Origin of the sequence: Spongiactinospora sp. TRM90649 (assembly GCF_029382225.1) — a bacterium.
Lineage (GTDB): Bacteria > Actinomycetota > Actinomycetes > Streptosporangiales > Streptosporangiaceae > Spongiactinospora.
The window spans coordinates 26093-46323 of sequence record NZ_JARLTC010000044.1 but is presented as its reverse complement, the minus strand read 5'-3'; the positions used below and the strand labels follow the sequence as shown (position 1 = coordinate 46323).

The 20231-nt window shown below is 66.0% G+C and carries 15 protein-coding genes; 7 read left to right on the top strand and 8 right to left on the bottom strand.

Going from position 1 to position 20231, the window contains the following annotated elements:
- Positions 1–73: 73 nt before the first annotated feature.
- The 5 genes from P3X83_RS37890 to P3X83_RS37870 all read left to right on the top strand — a co-directional run bounded on the left by P3X83_RS37890 (position 74) and on the right by P3X83_RS37870 (position 5276).
- Positions 74–1156 carry an aldo/keto reductase gene (locus tag P3X83_RS37890; protein ID WP_277310210.1) on the top strand — a complete coding sequence of 361 codons (1083 nt, stop codon included), beginning with the start codon at positions 74–76 and terminating at the stop codon, positions 1154–1156.
- A gap of 383 nt (positions 1157–1539) precedes the next feature.
- A complete protein-coding gene (locus P3X83_RS37885) occupies positions 1540–2082 on the top strand; it encodes a sigma-70 family RNA polymerase sigma factor (protein WP_277310209.1) in 543 nt (180 codons plus the stop codon).
- The gene (locus tag P3X83_RS37880; RefSeq protein WP_277310208.1) at positions 2079–2687 is read left to right on the top strand and encodes a hypothetical protein; all 609 of its coding nucleotides are present in this window, start codon (positions 2079–2081) and stop codon (positions 2685–2687) included. Before P3X83_RS37885 ends, P3X83_RS37880 begins: the two co-directional genes overlap by 4 nt.
- Before the next feature lie 34 nt (positions 2688–2721).
- On the top strand, positions 2722–3792 hold the full coding sequence (locus tag P3X83_RS37875) for a hypothetical protein (protein ID WP_277310207.1): 1071 nt from the start codon (positions 2722–2724) through the stop codon (positions 3790–3792).
- Entirely contained in the window at positions 3789–5276 is a 1488-nt protein-coding gene (locus tag P3X83_RS37870) for a hypothetical protein (RefSeq protein ID WP_277310206.1), read from the top strand. Before P3X83_RS37875 ends, P3X83_RS37870 begins: the two co-directional genes overlap by 4 nt.
- A 253-nt stretch (positions 5277–5529) precedes the next feature.
- Here P3X83_RS37870 and P3X83_RS37865 read toward each other — a convergent pair whose 3' ends face one another.
- The 4 genes from P3X83_RS37865 to P3X83_RS37850 form a co-directional block, all read right to left on the bottom strand.
- Positions 5530–6201 (bottom strand): ATP-binding protein, encoded by a 672-nt coding sequence (locus tag P3X83_RS37865; RefSeq protein WP_277310205.1) that lies wholly within the window; start codon positions 6199–6201, stop codon positions 5530–5532.
- Positions 6202–6434: 233 nt separating this feature from the next.
- On the bottom strand, positions 6435–6653 hold the full coding sequence (locus tag P3X83_RS37860) for a DUF397 domain-containing protein (RefSeq protein ID WP_277310204.1): 219 nt from the start codon (positions 6651–6653) through the stop codon (positions 6435–6437).
- Positions 6654–6665: 12 nt separating this feature from the next.
- The gene (locus P3X83_RS37855; RefSeq protein ID WP_277310203.1) at positions 6666–7544 is read right to left on the bottom strand and encodes a helix-turn-helix transcriptional regulator; all 879 of its coding nucleotides are present in this window, start codon (positions 7542–7544) and stop codon (positions 6666–6668) included.
- A gap of 161 nt (positions 7545–7705) precedes the next feature.
- The gene (locus P3X83_RS37850) at positions 7706–7990 is read right to left on the bottom strand and encodes a hypothetical protein (RefSeq protein WP_277310202.1); all 285 of its coding nucleotides are present in this window, start codon (positions 7988–7990) and stop codon (positions 7706–7708) included.
- A 106-nt stretch (positions 7991–8096) separates the two neighbouring features.
- Between P3X83_RS37850 and P3X83_RS37845 the strand changes: the two genes are divergently transcribed.
- On the top strand, positions 8097–8699 hold the full coding sequence (locus P3X83_RS37845) for a hypothetical protein (RefSeq protein ID WP_277310201.1): 603 nt from the start codon (positions 8097–8099) through the stop codon (positions 8697–8699).
- Between the two features lie 71 nt (positions 8700–8770).
- Complete coding sequence (gene tgmC, locus P3X83_RS37840; protein WP_277310200.1) at positions 8771–9961, top strand: ATP-grasp peptide maturase system methyltransferase; 1191 nt, start codon at positions 8771–8773, stop codon at positions 9959–9961.
- Between the two features lie 420 nt (positions 9962–10381).
- Here tgmC and P3X83_RS37835 read toward each other — a convergent pair whose 3' ends face one another.
- The 4 genes from P3X83_RS37835 to P3X83_RS37820 form a co-directional block, all read right to left on the bottom strand.
- Complete coding sequence (locus P3X83_RS37835; RefSeq protein WP_277310199.1) at positions 10382–13453, bottom strand: HsdR family type I site-specific deoxyribonuclease; 3072 nt, start codon at positions 13451–13453, stop codon at positions 10382–10384.
- A 6-nt stretch (positions 13454–13459) separates the two neighbouring features.
- Positions 13460–14728 (bottom strand): restriction endonuclease subunit S, encoded by a 1269-nt coding sequence (locus P3X83_RS37830; protein WP_277310198.1) that lies wholly within the window; start codon positions 14726–14728, stop codon positions 13460–13462.
- A complete protein-coding gene (locus P3X83_RS37825) occupies positions 14721–16295 on the bottom strand; it encodes a type I restriction-modification system subunit M (protein WP_277310197.1) in 1575 nt (524 codons plus the stop codon). Before P3X83_RS37825 ends, P3X83_RS37830 begins: the two co-directional genes overlap by 8 nt.
- A 1120-nt stretch (positions 16296–17415) precedes the next feature.
- The gene (locus tag P3X83_RS37820; protein WP_277310196.1) at positions 17416–20229 is read right to left on the bottom strand and encodes an RNaseH domain-containing protein; all 2814 of its coding nucleotides are present in this window, start codon (positions 20227–20229) and stop codon (positions 17416–17418) included.
- Positions 20230–20231 lie beyond the last annotated feature (2 nt).

The following is a 20231-nucleotide window of genomic DNA, read 5'->3' as shown; positions in this document are numbered from 1 at the left end:
GGGTAAACACTGCCCTGATGCAGCTTCCAGCGCTCATGATGGGGTTCCGCCCCCAGCGAGAGGCTCCCTGGCGATGACCGCGCACCCGCTTGCCCACCGGACACTCGGACGGACCGGCATCATCGTCCCGGCCCTCGGCGTCGGCTGCTGGGCGATCGGTGGCCCCGATCACAATCTCGGCATGCCGATGGGGTGGTCCACCGGTGCCGATGAAGGGGCCGCTCGCGCCGGTCTGGAGACCGCGTGGGAGCTGGGCGTCCGGCTTTATGACACCGCCGATGTCTATGGTCATGGCCTGTCCGAACGGCGGCTGGGACATCTGCTCACCCAGGTCCCGCGCGGGCAGATCGTCGTGTCCTCCAAAGTCGGATACTTCGCCGGTACGGCCGCGCACGGCTTCGACCCTGCCCATATGCGCCGCCAGCTCGGCCAGAGTCTCGACAACCTCGGCACTGATCACCTCGACATCTATGGGCTGCACCACCATGACTTCGGCGAAGGCGACCGCTGGCTCCAGCCCGCGATCGAGGCTATGCACACCTTCAAGGCCGAAGGCCTCATCCGGGCGATCAGCCTGCGTGGCCCGCACCGCTTCGCTCCCGACCGGCTGTCGACCGTGGCCGCTCTGCGTGGTGACAAGATCGCCCGGTTCATGGCGTTGTTCGACCATGTGCGACCGGACATTCTCGCCGTGCGCGACAACCTGCTCACTCCCGCCACCAGCACCGAAGGGATCTTCGCTTTCGCCGACCAGCACGACTGCGGGGTCCTCATCAACAAGCCCTTGGGCCAGGGGCTTTTGACCCGCTCCTACCGGCCCGAGCAGCCGCCCAGCTTCACCGACGGCGACCACCGGGCCCGCAAACGATGGTTCACCGCGCCCGCGCTGGCCGTCCTCGACGAGGCTCTCGGCCACCTGCAGGACAGGATCGCCCCCGACCGTCACGATCTGCTGGCCCTCGCCTTGTGGTCCTGTCTGAATCGCACTGGCAACGGCGTCGTCCTGGCGGGCTTCACCAACCCCGATCAGGTCCGCGCGAACGTCACCGCGATCAGCCGCCGACCTTCCGCCGCGCATATCGCGCACGCTCGGACGATCATCTCCGCCGCGCAACAGCGGCTCGACGCCGACGGCCAGGTGTTCCTCGACGAATGAACCACCCAGCCTGCCGGGATCGTCATCGGGAGTCGGGCCAGAGACACCACCTGATTACGTGAGGTCATCAGGGCCGCCCCCGCTGAACGGAGGTAACGCTCGCGGCGGCTGACCGTCTATGTAGTGACACCTCGGTGGCGAGGGTGCCTGCCTGGAGCGGCTGAAGGGAAGGTGATCGATCATGAACCTGGCGATTGCCGATTCACGAACGGGCCAGTGGTGCGGGAAGGTCAGCCACCCGAGCAGATCGTCTGCCGCGCGCTCTGCCCAGAAGCACCTCGCGCGGGTGGGCGGGCGGCTGCGGGTGTACGGCTGTCCTGTCGGCAGGGGCTGGCATCTGACCTCCGTCCGCCCACACCGGGGGACGCATCCGGGAGGTCGGCGTGGACGATGAGTTAGATCCTCCTGTTGGTCTTTCGACGGTGTCGCAGGCGGTGTCCGTCGTGGACTTCTCGGAGTTCTACGACCGGGAAATGGCGTCGTTGGTGTACTTCGTCATGGCGCTGGGCGCTGATGGGGAGACCGCTGCAGACGTGGCGCAAAGCGCCTTCGTCAAGGCCTTCGGAGTATGGGACAGCCTGCGTCACCCCAAGGCGTGGTTGCGCCGGGTGGCGCAGAACGACCTCAGCGACCGATGGCGGGCCCGGCAGCGGGAAACCTTGAGCGATCAATTGCCCGAGCGGACGGATCCACTGTCAACGGCGCTGGCCGTGGAGCTGCGTGCCGAGGAGCGCGAGGTGGTCGCGGCGCTGAGGATGCTGCCTGTCAAGCAACGGCAAGCGCTGGCGTGGTGTGTGGACGGGTTCTCCCCGGCGGAGATCGCTGAGGCGCTGGGGGTGCGACCGGCAGCGGTCCGGCAGAACTTGTTCAAGGCCAAGCGCGCCCTGAAGGCGGCGTTGGAATCGACTTGGAGGCAGGCGCGATGAGCAGGCGATGGAGGGACTGGCTGAACCCTGACGACAGTGAGGGTGAGGAGGAGCTTGATGCTCTGCTGGCTCAGACCCGGGCCTCGACCGTCGCGGCGATCGAGGGCGTACTGGATCTGCGGGCTGGCAAGGAGGCCATCTTCGCGCTGCACGGCGTCACGCGGCCGGATCCTGTCGCAGCTATCACAGAGCCGCCTACGGGCGTTCTGGCCGAGGTGTGTGAGGACATCGCGATGCTGCTGGTGGTGTTGCAGGTGGAGAACGAGCCCGGTCGCAGTGTCGCCCAGACCTCCGCCATTCCTTATCTGTACACCGCCCGCCAGTTGCTGATTCAGTTGCGTGTCGGACTGCTCAAACGCGCCGTGGCCAGGGCCGAGGCCGAGCGACTGCTGGCCAGTGTCGAGCACGCCCTCACCCAAGCGCGCAAGCGGCTTCTGCAGGTGCTACCCGTGCGGCAGCAAGAGGCCGATTCCGACCCGACCGCTGACCTGTTGGAAGCGGTGCAAGATCTGCTCGGGCAGTTGCACCCCCTGGGCGAAAAGATCGTCTGGCTTTTCGATGACGCCGACCAGAGCACCTGTCCGATCCCCACTCCGCACGTGTAGCGCGCGGACGCATCCCCCCTTCGAGGAGCAGGCTATGGGAACGGCCAAGCAGACCAGAAACCAGAGGCGAAAGCAGGCGGGCGGCCCTGCAGGTGGCCGCGTCATCACCACGCTGGCCGATATCGAGCAGGCCGGGGAGGAGTTCATGAACGAGACCTCTTGCCGCCTCACCTATCTCAACGACCCGGTGATCGGTAGCGGACAGCCGGTAAGTGGCCTCGGCCCGGATGGGCAGCTGCTGATCGACGACAGCGGCACCGTCGAGCCGATCCCGGCAGTGCTGTTCGAGCCCAGCCGTGCCATCGTCAGAACCGATCGCGAGACGGGCCTGATACTGGGCGAGAACAGGACCGAGGCCATCGTGGCCAGCGGATTCCACCCTCTGCCGCCGGGGCCGATTTGGGTGGCCTGGCCCGCCTTGGGCTGGGGCGCCTACCGCACCAATGACGGAGTGGTACTGCGCGATGCCAACGGGGTGATCTGGGCCTCTGGCGCACTTACCCTGGATCCGGCGTGGGTATCGGCGGCCACCAGCTACGGGCATGTGGTGGCCTTCTACGGACCCAAGCTCGGCGTCCGGACCCCGCCTGGACTCGCCGAGCGCGCCTACACCACCGCCAAGCGGCGCGCGGAATTTCTTCAAGGCCGGGCTCAGGGTCTGACCACGGTGGCGACGGTGACCTGGCACGGCGCGGCCGAAGAGGATCTGGAATGGGTGGTGGGTGAGGCGGGCAGCTACGGCCAACCGTTGCCGGTGGTGTTCGCTCCGGCCGCCGACTTCCGGATGCACGGCGGCCCGGACATGTTCGGTCTTACCCCGGTGCAGCTGGGCGGGTCGGTGCCCACGGCCCCGACCTCGAACCTGATCGCCCATATCAGCCGTACCGACGTCGACCTGATCTGCCCCACCGAGCCGGAGGCGACCAGCTACGTCGCTGGCGTGCACTACGGGGAGGGCCTCACCCGAACCTTTCGACGCGCCGCTGCCCAGCGCGGCGCCGTGCTGCTGCTGACCGGTCCCCGGTTGCCGGGCAAACGCGGGGTCGCCCCTGAGCAGAGCTGGCAGGACGTCTGGGGCGCCGTGGTCAAAGTGGAGATGCGATGAGCACCGACCTGTGTCGCCACGCCGTTGACCGATCGGCGATCCACGACTTGGGCGGTTGTGCGCGGCTGCTCGGCCAGCCGCGGTCGCTGCTGTGGTGGCTGACCAGACGAGGACGGTTCGCCGCCCCTGTCGACCACCTGGACGGGCGGCCGCGCTGGCGGGAGCGCGAGGTCTATGAGTGGGCGGTCGCTCGCGCGCCCGACGTGCTGGCCAATCGGATTCCGCTGGCCTACTGGCCGCAGGCGACATCTCCGGCGCCCTATTGGGGAAGCCTCCGGAGCGGGCATGCCACGCTCTTGAGCTGGCAGACCCCGGTGGGCACGTTGTGGCTGGTCTGGCCCGATCCGGAATGGCCTTATGAGCGAGTGCTGGTCCGAGCCCATGAGGAACTCGGCGCCGGCCCGGCGGCGATCGTGGCCGTGGGCGGCGACTTCGGCCCCCGTGGTCCCGCTGTCCACGCGATCGTGCCCGCGACCGGTGCCACCTATGAACCGTCCTGGCCTCAGCTGGCTCGCGTGCTCGGCCAACCGGTGCCCTACTGGCCCTACAGCCTGCGCATCCCTGATCTGCTCACCGCGTGGCGGCCGGGCGCCGCCCAGGCGGTCGCGGCCACCATCCCCGATCTGGACACCGCATCGCTGCTGCGCCTGGCGGCCGTGTTCGACGACGACGTGCCCGCCCAGCAGGTACTGGTGAACCTGGCCCGGATCGCCCAGCACCGCACCACCGACTCGGCCCTCAACGACCTGAAGATCCTGGCCGATTATGTCGAGCCGGGCACCATCGAGGTCGCCGCAATACCGATGAGCATGCCCGAAGACGAACGCGGCGACCTGGATGAAGCGGTGCGCCGAGTCGGATGGCTGGAGATCCTCGGCCGCGCCGACACCCTGGCCATCAGCTGCGTGCAGGAGGCGATGAAATGGGACGGAGGTGACGACTTTCCCTACAGCAATCCCGAAGTCGTCGACACCCGCACCCCGTGCGGAGCCGAATGGGCCAAGCGCCTGCTATCCAGCAGACGCACCGCCGCCTTCGAGATCATGGACAACGGCGGCTGGCCGGACGGCGAGGCCGGATGCCTGATCGACCCGGAGACCGACGCGCCGGTCGCCACCACCGATGCCGACGACAAACTGTCCACGGCCATCCCTCGCCGCCTGCCCGCCACCAGCCCCCTGGCCGAGATCATCCTGGATCAGACCATCTGGGTGCGCACCCAAGACGGCACTCTCTACCCCGCCCCCAAGCACTCCTACTACGGGCTCAGCTGGGGGTACCCCGGGACGGGACCCGGCACACTGGCCCTTCTGATCCACCGGCTACTGGACGACATCAACGCCCCTGGAGCCGACGGCGCTACCTCTGCCCCTGAGGGATTGGAGGCCCTCACTGAAATCGACTGGCCCCATGGCACAGTGTTGAGCCGCGCCCAGCTTGAAGCCGCCCGCGAAGACCGCCCTCCTGGCGCAGGAGGGAGGTGAGCCCGCTCCGCTGCTGCTGGGCAGGTCGGTCACGATGACCGCGGCCGAGGTCGGGCAGCGACAGTGCCGCGTTCTTCGAGCCGTCCACCGCGACCGTGCTCGACAACCGCCTTACGCCCGTCATGGTCAGAAGACATGGCGGGTCGCCGGCCGGGACTGAGCCGGTGGGCGCGCACGGGGCGCTGGGTCGTGTTCGGAACCGAGCAGGGGAACCAGGAAGCGTGTTCACGCTCTGGCGACGCCGTCTGCGATCTCATCGGGGCGGCTGACAGCCTGCGAGGTAGTCGGCCAGTACCTGGGCCGAGGGCGCGCTCATCAGCACCGGCTGGCCGCCTGGACCGCCATTGTGCAGTAGTGCCCACCATTGAAGCGTCGTGCGGCCGAACCATGCGCGGATACCGGGAAAACGGCGCTGCAGATCGTGCTGATCGGCGACGATCGCGCGTTCCCAGGCGCAGCATGCCGCCGTTGCCTGGCCGGGCATCGCGGGCCAGCGCACCTCCGCCCATACGAGGCGCCCACGTGCGTCACCGGCCATGCCCGTCCGCTCCGACAGCTCCCGGACCAGGTGCAGGCCACGGCCATGCTCAGCCGTCGCATCGCTCACCAGATGCGGCACGTCGGCCGATCCACCATCGGCGATGGCGATCCGGACCACGCCGCTGCACCAGGTCACCTCGACGATGAACCAGCCTCCGTCACCACTGGCAGTGTGCGCGATGGCGTTGGCGGCGAGTTCCACTGCGATCAGCTGTGCCTCGTCGCGAGCGGGACAGGCGGGTAGGAGGGACTCCAGCCAGCGTCGCAGCGGGCGAAGTTGGGCCTGGTCGCCGGGGAACACCGCCCGCCAGCGGGCGGGGGCCAGAGGCCAGGGCGTAGAAGACGGCAGGGTGGGTGGGGCGGGTGTGCCCGATGCGATCGGCATGTTGCGTCACCTCTACGGCGGTCGGCACTGAGCGACGACGTGATCAGACCGTCAGGTTGTACAGTACAGAATCTGAAAACATCCTCAGTATGGGTCCGCACGGATCACCTGACAACCCGTTTCCGACTTTCCGTCACCTCTTCGTCACTCTTATGAACGCCGACGGGGCCGGCCCCACCTAGAGGTGGAGGCCGGCCCCGTCGTCTGAGCCGTGGCCGTTCGATGACGCAGCTTTACATCGGGTCGAAGCCGCCGTCCTTGACCCCGCCGATGAACGCCTGCCACTCGGCGGGTGCGAACTCCAGGCGCGGCCCCGAGCGGTTCTTGGAATCGCGGACGCCGACCACGCCGTCGGAGGCGAAGGCGACCTCGACGCAGTTTCCGTCACCGCCGCTGCGCGACGACGTACGCCAGGTGGTGAACTTGTCCGGGTCGGCGGGAGAGGTGTTCATAGTGTTCCCTCGTCAAATGTCGGCCAGCCGGTCGGCGGCCTGGGCGATCATATGGAGACTGTCCGGCTCCGGCAGCGCCGCAGCACGGATCCGGTCGTACATCTGCAAGTACGGCATGACCTGCTCGTCGCCGGTGAGGACCACGTCAGAGGTGACCGCCTCCACCCCGACAACCACGGGGTCGCCTGGGTCGGCGTAGCGGTAGATGGAGAAGGTGGAGGGCGCGAAGGCGTACCCCTCGATGTCGGCCTCCACCGGCAGTACCCGGACGGTGATCTTCTCCGTGCGCGCCTTGTCCACCATGTGCAGTAGCTGAGCGCGCAAGACCGCAGGCGGGGCCAGCCGCCGTAGCAACACGACCTCATCCACGATGACCTCATACATCGGGCCGCCGGGGCGGGCCAGCATGCGCTGCCGCCCGGCACGCCCCTTGACGATGCCGTCGGCGTTCATCGCGGCCTCGCCACCGACACCTACAGGACGGTGGAACCAATCGGCGGCCACTCGCACCCGGGTAAACTCCGCGGTCTGCATCAGGCCCGGAAAGAACGTCTGCTGGTACTCGCAGATCGAGGTCGCGCCAGCCTCCAGGTTGGCGAACAACGGCTGTCGCGCACCCATCGCCTTGTTGGACTCCCACCAGCCCCTCTCAGCGGCCTCGCGGGCGATCGTCAGCAACTGCGTCCATTGCTCGCCCTCGACACCGAGCGCGTCCAGGATCGTGATGATGTCGTCCTGGTCGGGAGGGACATGGCTGTTCTCAAGCCGGGAAATCTGCGCGCGTGAGGCACCGATCTTCTTGGCCAGTTGTTCATGGGTCAGCCCGGCCCTTGTACGCAGGGCGCGCAGCTCGGCCGCAAGACGCAGCCGACGTACGTAGGGGCTAATCATCCGCGATCTCCCGCAGCACAAGAACTCGTACAGTCACGGCCAGCCTACCCGTGCAAGCCGGGAAACACCTGCCGGATGCGAGCACGCCCGCCTCGCTTCAGGCAGGCCCCTTCCGCGCAAAATCGAGAGCGGCGCGAAGCTCATGGTCACGGTCCATCCTTCTACGCACACACGCCCAGTGCCAGCGCGGATACTCCCCGGTATAGCGGATCCGCTGCACTGCCCGCGCCCTTGGTCCCCGGGGCCTGCTGGATCACATCGCGCACGGTGTCCTCATGCGCGGCGACCAGCCGCGCGATCGCCAGAGCGGGAGTACCGGACGCCGACGCCATGATGATCATCGCCTGGCGCATCCGGATCGATCCGTGCTTGCCCCGCCGCACGATCTGCTGTAGCCGGCGGCCTTCGTCCTCGGTCAATCGCCGTGCCCTGACCGGCTTCGCCATTCACGCACCTCGCCCTCGACGACACAACATGTGTGCATCGAGCGTGGCCGATCACCGGGTCGTCCGTACCCGAAACGGCGCACCCCTCCGGACCCGGTGAACGCTCATGGACACCCCACTAGGCGGCATCCTGAACAACTTGCACGGTGCCCTCTACGTCAACCACCCGGCAGCGGTAACCCGCGCCGACTTCAAGCCCGCCCAATTACAGAGGTTCGCCGAGCTCGGCCTTGCGATCCCGCCGACCCTGGTCACCAACGATGTCCAGGCGGCCCGCAAGTTCGCCGCCGAACACGGCCCCATCATCTACAAGACGTTCCGTGGCCTGCCCCGGGACGAAGACGGGCATACCGGCGCGATCTGGGCCCAGCGCATTGATCCGGAGACCTTCGACGAATCTCTCGCGGTGATGCCGCACCTGTTCCAGGCCGAGATTCCCAAGACCGGGGACGTGCGGGTCACCGTGGTCGGCCGCCGTGTCTTCGCCCAGCAGATCGCCGCCCCAGACGGCGCCCTGGACTGGCGCCGCGGCAACTGGGACGACCTGATCCACGCCCCCATCACCGTGCCGGCCTCCATCCAGGCCGCGCTGCACAGCTACCTGGCCTCGTTCGGCCTGGTCTTCGGCTGCTTCGACTTCGCCCTGACCGGCGACCCAGATGCCCCGGAACACTGGACGGCGATCGAGTGCAACAGCAACGGACAGTGAGGCTGGCTGCCCGAGGCACCGGCCATCACCGAGGCGTTCGCCGACATCCTGAGCAGGAAGGAGGCAGCACTATGACGCCCGCCAACCTTGAGACCGACTCCGTCCGCCTGCGCGAGGCGATGACCAAGGGCCTGTGCGCCTACGGCGATCTCGCCGATCCGGCCTGGCGACAGGCGGTTTCGGTGGTGCCCCGGCACCGGTTCGTGCCGGGCTTCTACCTGCCCGCCGACGAGCGCGACGGGAACGGGCTGACGGTGTGGGAGCCGGTGACCGCCGAACTCGACTACGGCCGGTGGCTGGCCACGGCGTACTGCGACGCCACACTGATCACGCAGTTCGACGGCGACGAACCGGACTGGAAGCAGTCCGCCGTCCGGCACGGCGGGGCGCCGACCTCATCGTCCACGCTGCCCTCGCTCGTCGTGCGCATGTGGTCAGACGCCGAGGTCACCGAGGGGCACACGGTGCTGGAGATCGGCACCGGCTACTCGACCGCGCTCGCCTGTGAACGGCTCGGCTCCGCCGATGTCACGAGCATCGAGGTCGACCCCCACCGGCTGGAGACGGCGGCAAGCGCGCTGTACGGCTGCGGCTACACCCCGACCCTGGCCGTGGCCGACGGGCTGTACGGTTACTGGCCCGAGGCATCGTTCGACCGGATCGTGGCTGCCTGCTCGTTCCGCGCGGTGCCCTCGGCCCTGCTCGCCCAAACCCGGCCGGGCGGGAAGATCCTGCTCACCCTGTCGGGCTGGCTGTACGGATACGCCCGCGTCCTGCTGACCGTCGCCAAGGACGGCACCGCCGAGGGCCGGCTGCTTCCCGGCACGGTGTCGTTCATGTCGGCCCGCACCCACGCGGCACCGGCGTTCGGCAACCCGGCCCACTGGGCCGCGGGCCTTCCCGAGAAGGCCCGGACCACGCGGATCAGCCCCGAGCGGATCACCGCCGCGACCGAGGAAGCGTTCCACCTGCGCTTCCTCGCCCAAAGCACTGTCCCGCACGCGCAGTTGATCACCATCGACCAAGTGGTGCATCTGGTCGACGTCCACGCCGGCTCGGCCGCCACCCTCACCCCGATCGACAGCGGTTGGCAGGTGAGGGAAGGCGGCCCGGTCCGGCTGTGGGAGCGGATCGAGCGGGTCCTGGACGCCTACGACGCGGCCGGTGCCCCGGGACCGGAGACGTTCACCCTGCACGTCTACGACGGCGGGCAGCACCTGCGCCACCCGCAGATGCCCGACCTGCCCCTGCCCAGGCCCTGACAGAGCCCGTACATGCCAGGCGCCCAGGCGGGGACAGGGATGGCCCTCGCCCGGGCGCTTGCCATGTTCACCGCATCCAGCGGGCCGGGAAGCCGCTGGCCGATACCACTGGCCCATCTCCAGCACGAGGGCGTACGCGGCTGTCGGCCCGATACCGGACGCGTCCGGGCGGGGGCCGCTCCGGGGCCGTGTGGCCATTCGGGCCTTCCAGAGTGCTATCGCAGATAAGCGCCGGGAGTCGCGCCGGTACGGCTGCGCCTGCTGTCGATGATCGGCTCCCAGAGCAAGCTGCCTGCGTCCTGGTAGCAAGGCGAAGTAGGCATTTTGTACGCCTGGCAGGGTGGTACCGATCGGCGTGAAGGCGAAGCGGCCCAGGGGATACCGAGCAGCGCGACAAGGCCTGGATCGGGCCTCCGTTCGTCAGTCAACTAGGTAGTGGGCTTCGATGTAGGCGACGGTGGAATCATAAGGCTCCCCTACCGGCTTCAGCATGTAACGGCGGAAGACAGCGGCGGTGGCGCGACGGACGCCTCGATTGCGGGCGTCGGCGTTGTCCCATGACCGGGCGAGGGTGCGGGTGACCACCTGGTCGATCTCCTCGGCCAGGTTTCTCTCCGTGATTGTGAGTCCGGATGGTGCGTGGTCGTGGATGATCCGCGTCAGGACACCCACGTGATCGTCGTCCAGCACGACGGCTTCGTCGGGGTGCTTCCCGGCGTTCACGATGGCGCGAGCGATCCGGAGTGCTTCGGACAGGAACTCCAGGGCGTCCTGGGAGTTCTGGATGATCCGGTCCCGTAGCCGCCTTATCCGCTCTGCGAGGGCGGTGTACTTCGCGGACCCCGGTTCGACGCCCCTTTCGAGGGCGGCCTTGATGTGGTCCAAGATCTCCGCCGCGGACGGCGGCCTCTTGTCCTCGCTGTCGCCCTTGCCGGGCCTGGGGCGGACAAGGGCCAGCACTTCCTTGAGTATGGCGATGCCCTGGGCGTCAAGGACGAGCGCCTCCTCCTGGGAGGCGACCACGGAGAAGGAGTGGACGTGGGCATTGATGATCTCCAGGACCATCGGCCCCAGCTCACTCAGCCGTTCCTTTCTCTCGTCGTCGGATGACTTCTTGAACAGGGTCGTGTACACGGACCCGAACAGCCCGAAACCGTCTCGGTACTTGGCAACCCGCCTGTCGGTATGGATGAGCGGGTACAGGCGGGCCAGGAGCCGGTAGTCCTTGGTGAACACCTCGGCGGTGCCGGGGTTGGCGTCCAGGAAGGCATTGATAGCCCGCACGGACTCGTAGCCGTGGACCGTGAGGTCCAGGCCGTCCACATCTACAAGAAGGTCTTCGATGCGGGCGAAGGTGGTACGGAACTCGGCGACCAGTTCGGACAGGTCGGTGACGAACCCGCCGCCCTTGTCAGCCTCTGACGCGGTGGGGTCAACGACGGCCCGCTGGACCTCTTCGGCCAGGCCGATGTAGTCCACGATCACGCCGGAGGTCTTCACGAATCCGGTCGGGGACACCCAGGGGCGGTTCGGGCGGGTGATCGTCTGGAAGAGGGTGTGGGCCTTCAGTGGCTTGTCCAGGTAGAGGATGCCCTCGTTGGGGGCGTCAAACCCGGTCATCAGCTTCGCGGTTACGACCAGGAAGCAGAGTGGGTCGTCCGGGGTGAGGAACCGCCGCTTCTGGTCCTCCTCCTCGGCCTCGGAGAGCTGGAACGGTCGCATGGCGGGGTCTTCGCCCTTGGCGTCGGAGACAGAGATGTTCACCTCGGCGGTGATCCGGTCATGCTTTCCGACCTCGGCGAGCACCTGTGACGCCTCGAAGCCGGCGAGGATCTCGTTGATCTTGTCGGTGTAGGCCACGGCCAGCTCGCGGTTGTAGGCGACGACCTGGGCCTTGAGGGCGTTGCGGTAGGCGCCGGCCAGGTAGTGGTCCACGATGTCCTGGCAGACAGCGTGGATGCGCTCGGGGTTGGCGAACACCGAGGTGAGGCGCCCGAACTTGCGGGACAGGAGCTCACGGTCGGGATCGTCGAGGTCGAAGTCGTCGGCGAACTGGTCGAATTCAGCCTGCAACGCTTGGTCGTCTAAATCGAAGGCAACCGGGTGCGGGTCCAGCATGACCGGAACGGTGGCCCCGTCCAGCAGAGACCGGGAGACGGAGTACCGGTGCAGAACCCTGCCCGGGTCGGTCTCTTCGCCGAAGAGGGCGAAGGTGTCGGTGGCAAGGTTCCTGACGGGCGTGCCGGTCATGCCGAAGAACTTCGCATGCGGCAACGCTGCGCGCATCTGCCCGGCCAGGGACTTCGACCTGGCGGACTGGGTGCGGTGTGCCTCATCGACCAGCACGATGATGTTGTCCCGGCCCGATAGGTTCTTGCCGGCGTCGGCGAACTTGTGCACGGTCGTGGAGATGACGCCGCGCACGTCGTCGGCCAGCAGGGAACGCAATTCCTGACTAGTGGCGGGCTGGTGGAAGTAGGCGCTCCCCATGGCGGAGGTGAACACCCCAGAGGTCTGGCGGACGAGTTGGGTTCGGTCCGAGAGCAGGATGATCGTGGGCGACTCGGTGCGGGTGTCGGCCAGCAGCAGCGAGGCGGCGAACACCATCAGCAGCGTCTTCCCGCTGCCTTGGTGGTGCCAGATCAGACCCTTCTGGCCGCCAGCTAGGACTCGCTCGTGGATGAGGTGCGCCGCCTCCAACTGCGGGTAGCGGGGCAGGTATTTCGTGTCCACCCCACCCCCGGAGGTGTCGAACAAGGCGAAGTTCGCCAGCATGTCCAGGACCGTGGCAGGGTTGAGCAGCAATTCGATGGAGCGCTGCACCTCGGCCTGCCCGGACAGGTTCTCGTCGTCGGCAGTGGACCGGAACGGCTGCCACAGGTTCGTGGGGGCACCGGCGGCACCGAACCGCACCTTCAGGCCGTCGGACGCGACGGCGAAGACGTTGGGGGTAAAGAACCACGGGTACTCGGTGGCGTACACGTCGTTGATCTCGCGAGCGGCGTCCGCCCAACCAGAATTCGCGGTTGGCGACTTCACCTCGACCACGACCAGGGGCAGGCCGTTGACCCAGTACACGAGGTCGAACCGGCGGGAGGTCTTGCCAGGGACGGTGATGGTCACCTCGTCCGACACAACCAGCGTGTTGGCAGTCGGGTACTCGAAGTCGATGACCTTCACGGTGTGCCACACGCCATCGGTGTCCCGGAACTCCTTGTGCCCGCGTAGCAGGCGCAGCACCTGCTCGTTGGCCCGCACCAGCCCGCCTTCGACGGCGTTGACTGTGGCGACGATCTCTGCGACCACCGCGTCCACGTCGAACCCGTCGATCACCTCGGGGTTTAACCGGACGATGGCGTCCCGCAGCTGGTCTACGACCACCGTCTGTGTCGTCTCACGCGACAGCGATCTGCCCGCTGTGAAGGCCCAGCCCATAGGGAGGGACCACTGGATCATCAGGTTCTGGAACTCACGTTCTCGAATGCCCTTCACCACGGCTCAGTCCTTCAGCTCGGCGACCTCGATATCGATGGTGCGATCCAGCAGCCCCGACAGCAGCCGCGCTCGGACCTGGCGAAGCCGGGTGACTTCAGCGCGTAGAGCTCTCAGTGTCGCCTCCATCACATCAAGCTCGGCTACAACCTCGTGCTGTCGATCTATGGAAGGTAGGCGGACGGCCATGCCCTTCGAGCGTTTGGCGCTGATGTGCTTGATGCTGGTTCCGCCCGCGACGTCGAGGAACGCTCCAGACTCGTAGGCCCACATGCTCCAGTGGAACGCGAACTCAGGGATGCAGATGCCTTCGAGTGCGCGGAGCCGGAGCAGGGTCATTTGGGTGCAGACCGGCGCGGGGAGTTCGTCCCGCCACATGGCGGGCATCCCGACCGCTTTTGCGCTTGCGCTGCCCTCAGACACCACGACGTCGCCGTATCGGAGTCCGAACTTCTCGCGCTCTGCCGGGTCGTAGTTCATCTCCAACACGTCGGACAGGTCGAGCGTCCCGTATCCGACGTTTGCGGAGCGGAGGTACGGCGTCATGTATGGCCCGCTAGCACGGTCAGGGGTACGGCGAACCCCAGTCGAGAAGTCAAAAGCGTGCTCGGCTCTCACCTGCTCCACTGACTTATCGGTCATGTGGTCGGCTCGGCGACGACATAGCACCGGTGACAGCGACTCGGCCTCGGTGTTGAGTGCGGTGAGCTGGTCATCGATCGCGCTGATGACCTCAACGATCCGCTCCTGCGTATGCAGGGGTGGGAGAAGGAACTCGAAAGACGGAACCTCCCGTGTACGCAGGTGCAGCACCTTCATTCCGGGGGCGTGCTCAGCCATGAATCGTCGCGCGTTCGGCCCCTGGAGAACACAGTTGAGGAAGGCTGTAGACACTACCTCCGATCTGGGCTTGACCTTCACGAGGTCCATGCTGAAGGTCGCACCGGTTCCATCCAGCGCCTCAGGTACGAGCGCGGAAGCGCCGATGAGCGTGTAGTCTCGCGTCTGCTCAGTGACCGCAATCACCAAGTCGCCCGATGCGAGAACACGGTCAGGCTTCACTGTGCCCGTGAAAGTCTTGTACACGCCCTGAAATCCGCCGCCGGGGGCCACCGACTTCAGGCTCAGGAATGGCACCCCCTCTCCGGCTTCTCCGAGTTCGGACGATTTATAGGTGACACCGCGCACGAGTTCCGCGACGTCTCCGAGAGTCGTCTCTTCCCACTCTTCACGCTCGCGCGAGGTTGCGTCGCCTGCCTGCTGGCGTTCACTCATCGAAACCCTCGATCCCTGCAGCGGCGAGAACGTCGAGCATCTGCTGCTCGGTCTTCTGGCGCTCTGTTCGGGCGATGTTGTAGGCCGTGATAAGGGTGCCGAGGTCTTCCTGCTCGGCGACGGCCTGCTTGATGTACCGCCCAATGTTCAGGTCGTATCCGTTCGCCACGATCTCCGCGGCAGGGACGAATCGCGCCGCGAGTCCGCCGTCGCCGTCGGAGTCCACCGGTTTGCCGTCGGCATCGAATTTCGAATGGTAGGCGGTCACAATGTCAGCGATGTCGGCATCAGTGAGAATATTGCGATTCTTGGCCTTGGTGAACCGCTTGGAGGCGTCGACGAACAGCACGCCACCCTTCCGCTCCGGAGCCTTGGTGCCAGGTGCACGGAACACCAGAATCGCCGTGGGGATACTGGTGTTATAGAAGAGGTTGACAGGCAGGCCGATGACCGCTTCGAGCAGGTCGTCGTCCAGGACACGCTGGCGGATGGCTGCTTCCTGGCCGCCTCGGAAGAGGACGCCGTGCGGCAGGACGACGCCGGCGCGCCCCTTCTTCGGGCCCATGCTGGCGATCATGTGCTGCACGAACGCCCAGTCCGCCGACGACTGCGGAGCGACCCCGCCGAGGGCGCGCGGGTCCGTGGTCCAGGGCTTCCACTTCAGGCTGTAGGGCGGGTTGGCGACGATAACGTCGAACTGCGCGACGGACCCGTCAGGCTTCTTGAAGCACGGCTCCTTCAGGGTGTCGCCGACCTCGACCTTGAACTGAGTGAGGTTGTGCATGAAGAGGTTCATGCGGGCCACACCTGCGGTGTCCGGTACGGCCTCCTGCCCGTACAACTTGAGTGTGTAGCCACGCCCTCCGCGGACCTTCAGAAGGTTCGCGGAGGCGATGAGCATGCCGCCCGATCCGCAGGTCGGGTCGTACACCGACTCGTAGCCCTTGGGGTCCAGGACCTCGACGATCAGCTCGACAACCTCGCGGGAGGTGAAGAACTGGCCGGCGCGGGTACCGGACCCGTCGGAGAACCGCTTCAGCAGGTACTCGTACGCCCCACCGAGGACGTCGTGGGACATGTTGCCCTCGTGCATCTTCGGGGTGCGGTCCATCGTCTGCATGACCGCCGCCAGCACCTCCCTCGACAGCACCTCTTCGGAGGTCCAGGTCATGGACCCGAACAGACGGGAGAACTTGTCAGGGTTGGCCGTCTCGATGGCCTGCAGGGAGGCGCGGACGCGCTGGCCGAGGCCGGGCTGAGTGATGGTGGCGAGGATGGACGTCCATGAGGCGCGACGCTGCCGCACGGTACCGGGGTGGATGAACGGGATCTCGAACGACTGGTAGTCGCGATACTCGATCTCGTGGGCTTCCTCGGCGGACAGGTCGTCCAGGCCCCCGTTGTCGGCCAGGAACTCCTGGTGCTGATGCTCCCAGGTATCCGACAGGTACTTCCAAAACATCAGCGGGAAGATGACGGAGGAGTATTGCGCTTCGGCCATCGCCACGCGTAGCTCGTCGGCGGCATCCCACAAGCGGTTCTCAATCTCCTGCTGGGTCACTGCCATCAGTCGGGGTGTCCTTGCTTCGTCAAAGGTTGCGGCCCGAAGGCCGTGAAGTTCCTGCTGGTAGCCAATTTGGGGCCGCGCCCGGCATGTACACGTCGAGCGTGTCCTACAAGGTGAACACACGCGAGGCGTCGTGCCGCTGCGCGGGCGATCCACCAACGATATCCTTCCCGAGGACACAGAAGTCGGCCAATGGCCCCGAACAAACGACGCACCCAACAGTGGCCACACACGTGGTGGTTGACCTTCCGACTCCAACAGACAGCCCGCCTGAGCCGCTCCGTCGAACCTCGCTGCAACCAGCCGCTCACGCGTCAAGTTTTGGCAGGCAGATTGGGATCAAGCGAAACCAAAGTCGCCGAGTCGGCGGGCGAGTGCAGCTGCTCCCGCCGGCCGCTGGCTATCGAGGTAACGATGGAAGTTCCATAACGTTCCCCCCAAAACCTATAGAGACTAACGAGCCTCTGAATTTCCGCTGCCACTCGTTGCACTAGCATTTCGCGCAAATGAGCGCCTAGGGCCTCGGTCGGCACGCCAAGTCTCCGAAGATCGTCTTCGCGGATAGCCCACCATGAGGCAAAGACGCCAGCTAGCTGGTACCTGTCGAGAACCCCAACGGGTCGGAGATCTGCGGCGAAGTCGGCCGTGAAGCGATCCCTTTCAGCGATAAGCTTCCCTGCGGCGCACAACGAAGCCATCTGTGGTGCGATCGATTCCCACCACAGTGCGCACTGCTGCAAGAGATCCTTCTCCCGGACCAATCCAAGCGCAGGAAGTCCGACTGCTGTGGCTTCCCACCCCTCTTCCAGAAAGTCATAGTACCGCATGTCTCTTTTACGGAAGAGACCTTCGATATCGATCCCGAGGTTGTGGAAGCGCTCAGCTTCTTCCTATACTTCTCTCTTGGGGACGCCACCGGAGAGCATAGCCATGACGTCGGGCAGTGGTACTGTGAGCTTCCCCGGTTCTGCGGATACTTGATCCGAGTTAACCGTGATCAACTTGAGAAGGAAGTATCTCGTGCCAGTTCCAGGATTCGCGCATCGTTGATAGCTTTGTGTTGCTTCGTCACCGCCCCTATTGCTTCAACTCTCCGTAACCGCCGAAAGAGATCCCGTTCTTACAGTCCCAAATCCGGACCTTCAGCACCAGGCTCAGATGTCTGCTTCTCCTCTCGAGGAGCCGTACGACGATACTGCGGATGATCGAGGTCCATCTGCCGGGCGGCATGCAGGGGAGCGGGGAAGCGGGAGCGGTCAGACCAGAAGAGGGTCTGGTGGCACAACTTCGCCGTGGCGACAGCGAGGTCTTCCTCCGGGACTCCATCGGCACATGACAGGGGGTAGATCTCGCTGGCCGTCATGGAGTACCAGTTCTGGGGCATCTCGCCCTTGCGACGCTCCTCCTTCTTCTCCGAGTAGACGGATCGCTTCGCGTCCCACCGCGTGTACTTCGCTCCCAACCGGCCGGCGCCATCGCCGTCGTAGGCACGGGGCACGTTGCACAGGATCCACACCGGCGTGCCGAAGTCCGTGGCGACTTTGTAGAGGGTGCGTGCGGTCTGCAGTTCTGTCGGCTCGCTGTCCCCGTCTTTGGCGATGCGGATGGCGCTGACCGGAGGCGGTACTTCATCGTCTTCGACGTTGATGCGGATGACGGCCCGGGGCCGCTCGTCCCGAGCCAACGTCATGCCGGGGAGCCAATATCTGCTCTTTCGGCCTTCCGGAGACGCCCCCTGATGCATGTTCTGCAGCCCGTCCCACATCCTACGGGAGGCGAGTTCGTTCACCGTCACGACATATGGAAGGCCGTCCAGTTCCTCGGCGAGGTCGCCGAGGGCGCGTTCGACGTTGTCGGCTGCGTCGTCCCATCGCTGGCGGTAATTCTTCTTGTCTCCGATACCTTCGGGGTAAGCGGTGGCGTGGAAGGCGGTTTGGGCAAGACGGTAGGGCTGCCACCCAGGCCGGGTGGAACTCCAGCCGAGCATCGTCCAGGTTCCGCCAACCGCGTCCGGCGGCACGAGAGCCACCGCAGTGATGACCACCTTGGGCTGACCCGATTCACCGTTCCGGCGGTTCTGCTGCCGGATGTGGATGCCGACATGGGCTATGCGGTCAACCGGGTAACCCGTCTTCTCTGGCTGGAGCGCGTTCGCGATGCGGTCGTCGATGACGCCGAGCGAGCGGTATAGATCGAGGAGTGCCATCTCCGCAGGGTGATCCTTCGCCTTGGGCTTGACGACGCCTTCGTCGTCCTTGCCCTTGAGGTACTGGGTGGGCACGTCGAGACCCGCGAGGATTCGCCTCGTCTGTTGCTTGCCGTCGAGGCCGTCGAGACTCGCTTCACTATCGTCCCGGCTGTCCTCGGCTACGGGGACCTCGGTCTCACACCAGGCTCCGACGAGCACACCGCACTGCGAATGAAGAGATGCCTTGGCCTCCTTGGTCAGAGACTCCTTGCGGCCCTCGGGATGCCCAAGCTTGAGAAAGTCAGGGACATGGTGGAACACCGCGGTGATCTGGTCACCGTGGAGGCTGAGCTCCTGCCCCTCCTGCGGATCGAGGCCGGCGAGGTCAAGGCCGTATGTCTTGCGGAGGGTATCGAGCATCCGCAGGCGGGTCTCGTCTCGGTACCACAGACAGGCGATGCGCAACTTCTGGAAGCCGGCTGCCTCGACGGAGGCGACGATGGAGTTCGGTTCTGGAAAGGGGGTCCCGCGTGGACGGAGCGGCTCCTTGCTGTCGTTCTTTCCCCGTTCCTCCTTGCGACGCTGGAGTTCCTGCTTCGAGACATTCTCCGAGTCGGTCGGCCTGTGCCGGAACCGCATGCGCACCTCGCGCATCACGAGCGGCTCGGCCGCCTTCTCGAACACCTCGTTGAAGTGCTGATAGAGCAGACGGAGATGCTGCATGCCGGTGCCCACGCCGATGGGAAAGGAGAAGTTCTTCGGCAGGATGGGCCAGATCCGGCCGGGATGCTCGCGAGGAAAGCGAGCGGTTTCCTTGTTCTCCCTGGCACGGGTGAGCAGGTCCTGCTCCCTCTTGGACCGCTCGGCGATCGCGTGCAGGATGGTGTAGTCCATCTCCAGGCGGCCAAGCGCTTCGAGGGCGAGGCGATTGACGGTGCGGGCACCTCCACGCCCGTTCAGCGACACCTCCAGCACCGGACGGCCTGCCCCGGGCTGCTCCGCGAGCGCGGTCGTGGAGAAGACCAGCGAGGAGGAGATCCGGGTCACTTTGGACGTCAGCAGCAGTACGGGGTTGATGACGTTCGGCAGTGTCTTCATCTGCAGCGTGGTCCGAGACAGAGCGTACCGGCCGCCCTGGTCGTTCTCCCAAGGGTCCTCCAGCCCGGCCAGGCCGCCGGTGGTGTCAGGCCGCAAGATGATCTTCCTGTCGCCTGAGATCGCCCAGGGGACGGCTGCCATCCTCTGTGCGAGGCCCCACGTAACCGTCCGGTAGACCCAGTTGGGCGCTGTGGGCTGCCTACCGGCGGAAGGTTCGAGGCGGTCGGCGAGCATGTACTCCCGTTCTGGAAGGTCTGCCATCCTCTTGGCCAGCTCTGGTGGTGCGGTGAGGTCGATGAGATCGATCTTCTCCCCGAGGGCGAGGGAGTACGTCAGGGTGAAGACGCGGCTCAGCAGCCTGCTGTCGATCGGGTGAAGCGAGGCGAGAAACGGAGCGCGGTAGTCCGGGTCGAAGTAGACGTATCCGCCGCCGAGCATGCTGAGCACGGTGGTGGCGATCGAGTAAGGTGCCTGCACCGACTCGTTCCCGTACTTGCGTTTGCATATCCGATCGAAGTCGTCCCAGAGCTTGAAGGTCGCCTCGTCGAGATGTCGTACGTACACAGCGGAGTCGCCGACCAAGCCGGGAGTGCACCGGAAGGCGAGTGTGTTCAGGTATTTGCCGGGCTCGCGGTCGTACTTGCTCATTT

What these genes read in the sequence shown, in the direction of transcription:
- P3X83_RS37890 (WP_277310210.1), top strand. Translation starts at nt 74, where the DNA reads ATGACCGCGCACCCGCTTGCCCACCGGACACTCGGACGGACCGGCATC.
- P3X83_RS37880 (WP_277310208.1), top strand. Translation starts at nt 2,079, where the DNA reads ATGAGCAGGCGATGGAGGGACTGGCTGAACCCTGACGACAGTGAGGGT.
- P3X83_RS37875 (WP_277310207.1), top strand. Translation starts at nt 2,722, where the DNA reads ATGGGAACGGCCAAGCAGACCAGAAACCAGAGGCGAAAGCAGGCGGGC.
- P3X83_RS37870 (WP_277310206.1), top strand. Translation starts at nt 3,789, where the DNA reads ATGAGCACCGACCTGTGTCGCCACGCCGTTGACCGATCGGCGATCCAC.
- P3X83_RS37865 (WP_277310205.1), bottom strand. Translation starts at nt 6,201, where the DNA reads ATGCCGATCGCATCGGGCACACCCGCCCCACCCACCCTGCCGTCTTCT.
- P3X83_RS37860 (WP_277310204.1), bottom strand. Translation starts at nt 6,653, where the DNA reads ATGAACACCTCTCCCGCCGACCCGGACAAGTTCACCACCTGGCGTACG.
- P3X83_RS37855 (WP_277310203.1), bottom strand. Translation starts at nt 7,544, where the DNA reads ATGATTAGCCCCTACGTACGTCGGCTGCGTCTTGCGGCCGAGCTGCGC.
- P3X83_RS37850 (WP_277310202.1), bottom strand. Translation starts at nt 7,990, where the DNA reads ATGGCGAAGCCGGTCAGGGCACGGCGATTGACCGAGGACGAAGGCCGC.
- P3X83_RS37845 (WP_277310201.1), top strand. Translation starts at nt 8,097, where the DNA reads ATGGACACCCCACTAGGCGGCATCCTGAACAACTTGCACGGTGCCCTC.
- tgmC (WP_277310200.1), top strand. Translation starts at nt 8,771, where the DNA reads ATGACGCCCGCCAACCTTGAGACCGACTCCGTCCGCCTGCGCGAGGCG.
- P3X83_RS37830 (WP_277310198.1), bottom strand. Translation starts at nt 14,728, where the DNA reads ATGAGTGAACGCCAGCAGGCAGGCGACGCAACCTCGCGCGAGCGTGAA.
- P3X83_RS37825 (WP_277310197.1), bottom strand. Translation starts at nt 16,295, where the DNA reads ATGGCAGTGACCCAGCAGGAGATTGAGAACCGCTTGTGGGATGCCGCC.
- P3X83_RS37820 (WP_277310196.1), bottom strand. Translation starts at nt 20,229, where the DNA reads ATGAGCAAGTACGACCGCGAGCCCGGCAAATACCTGAACACACTCGCC.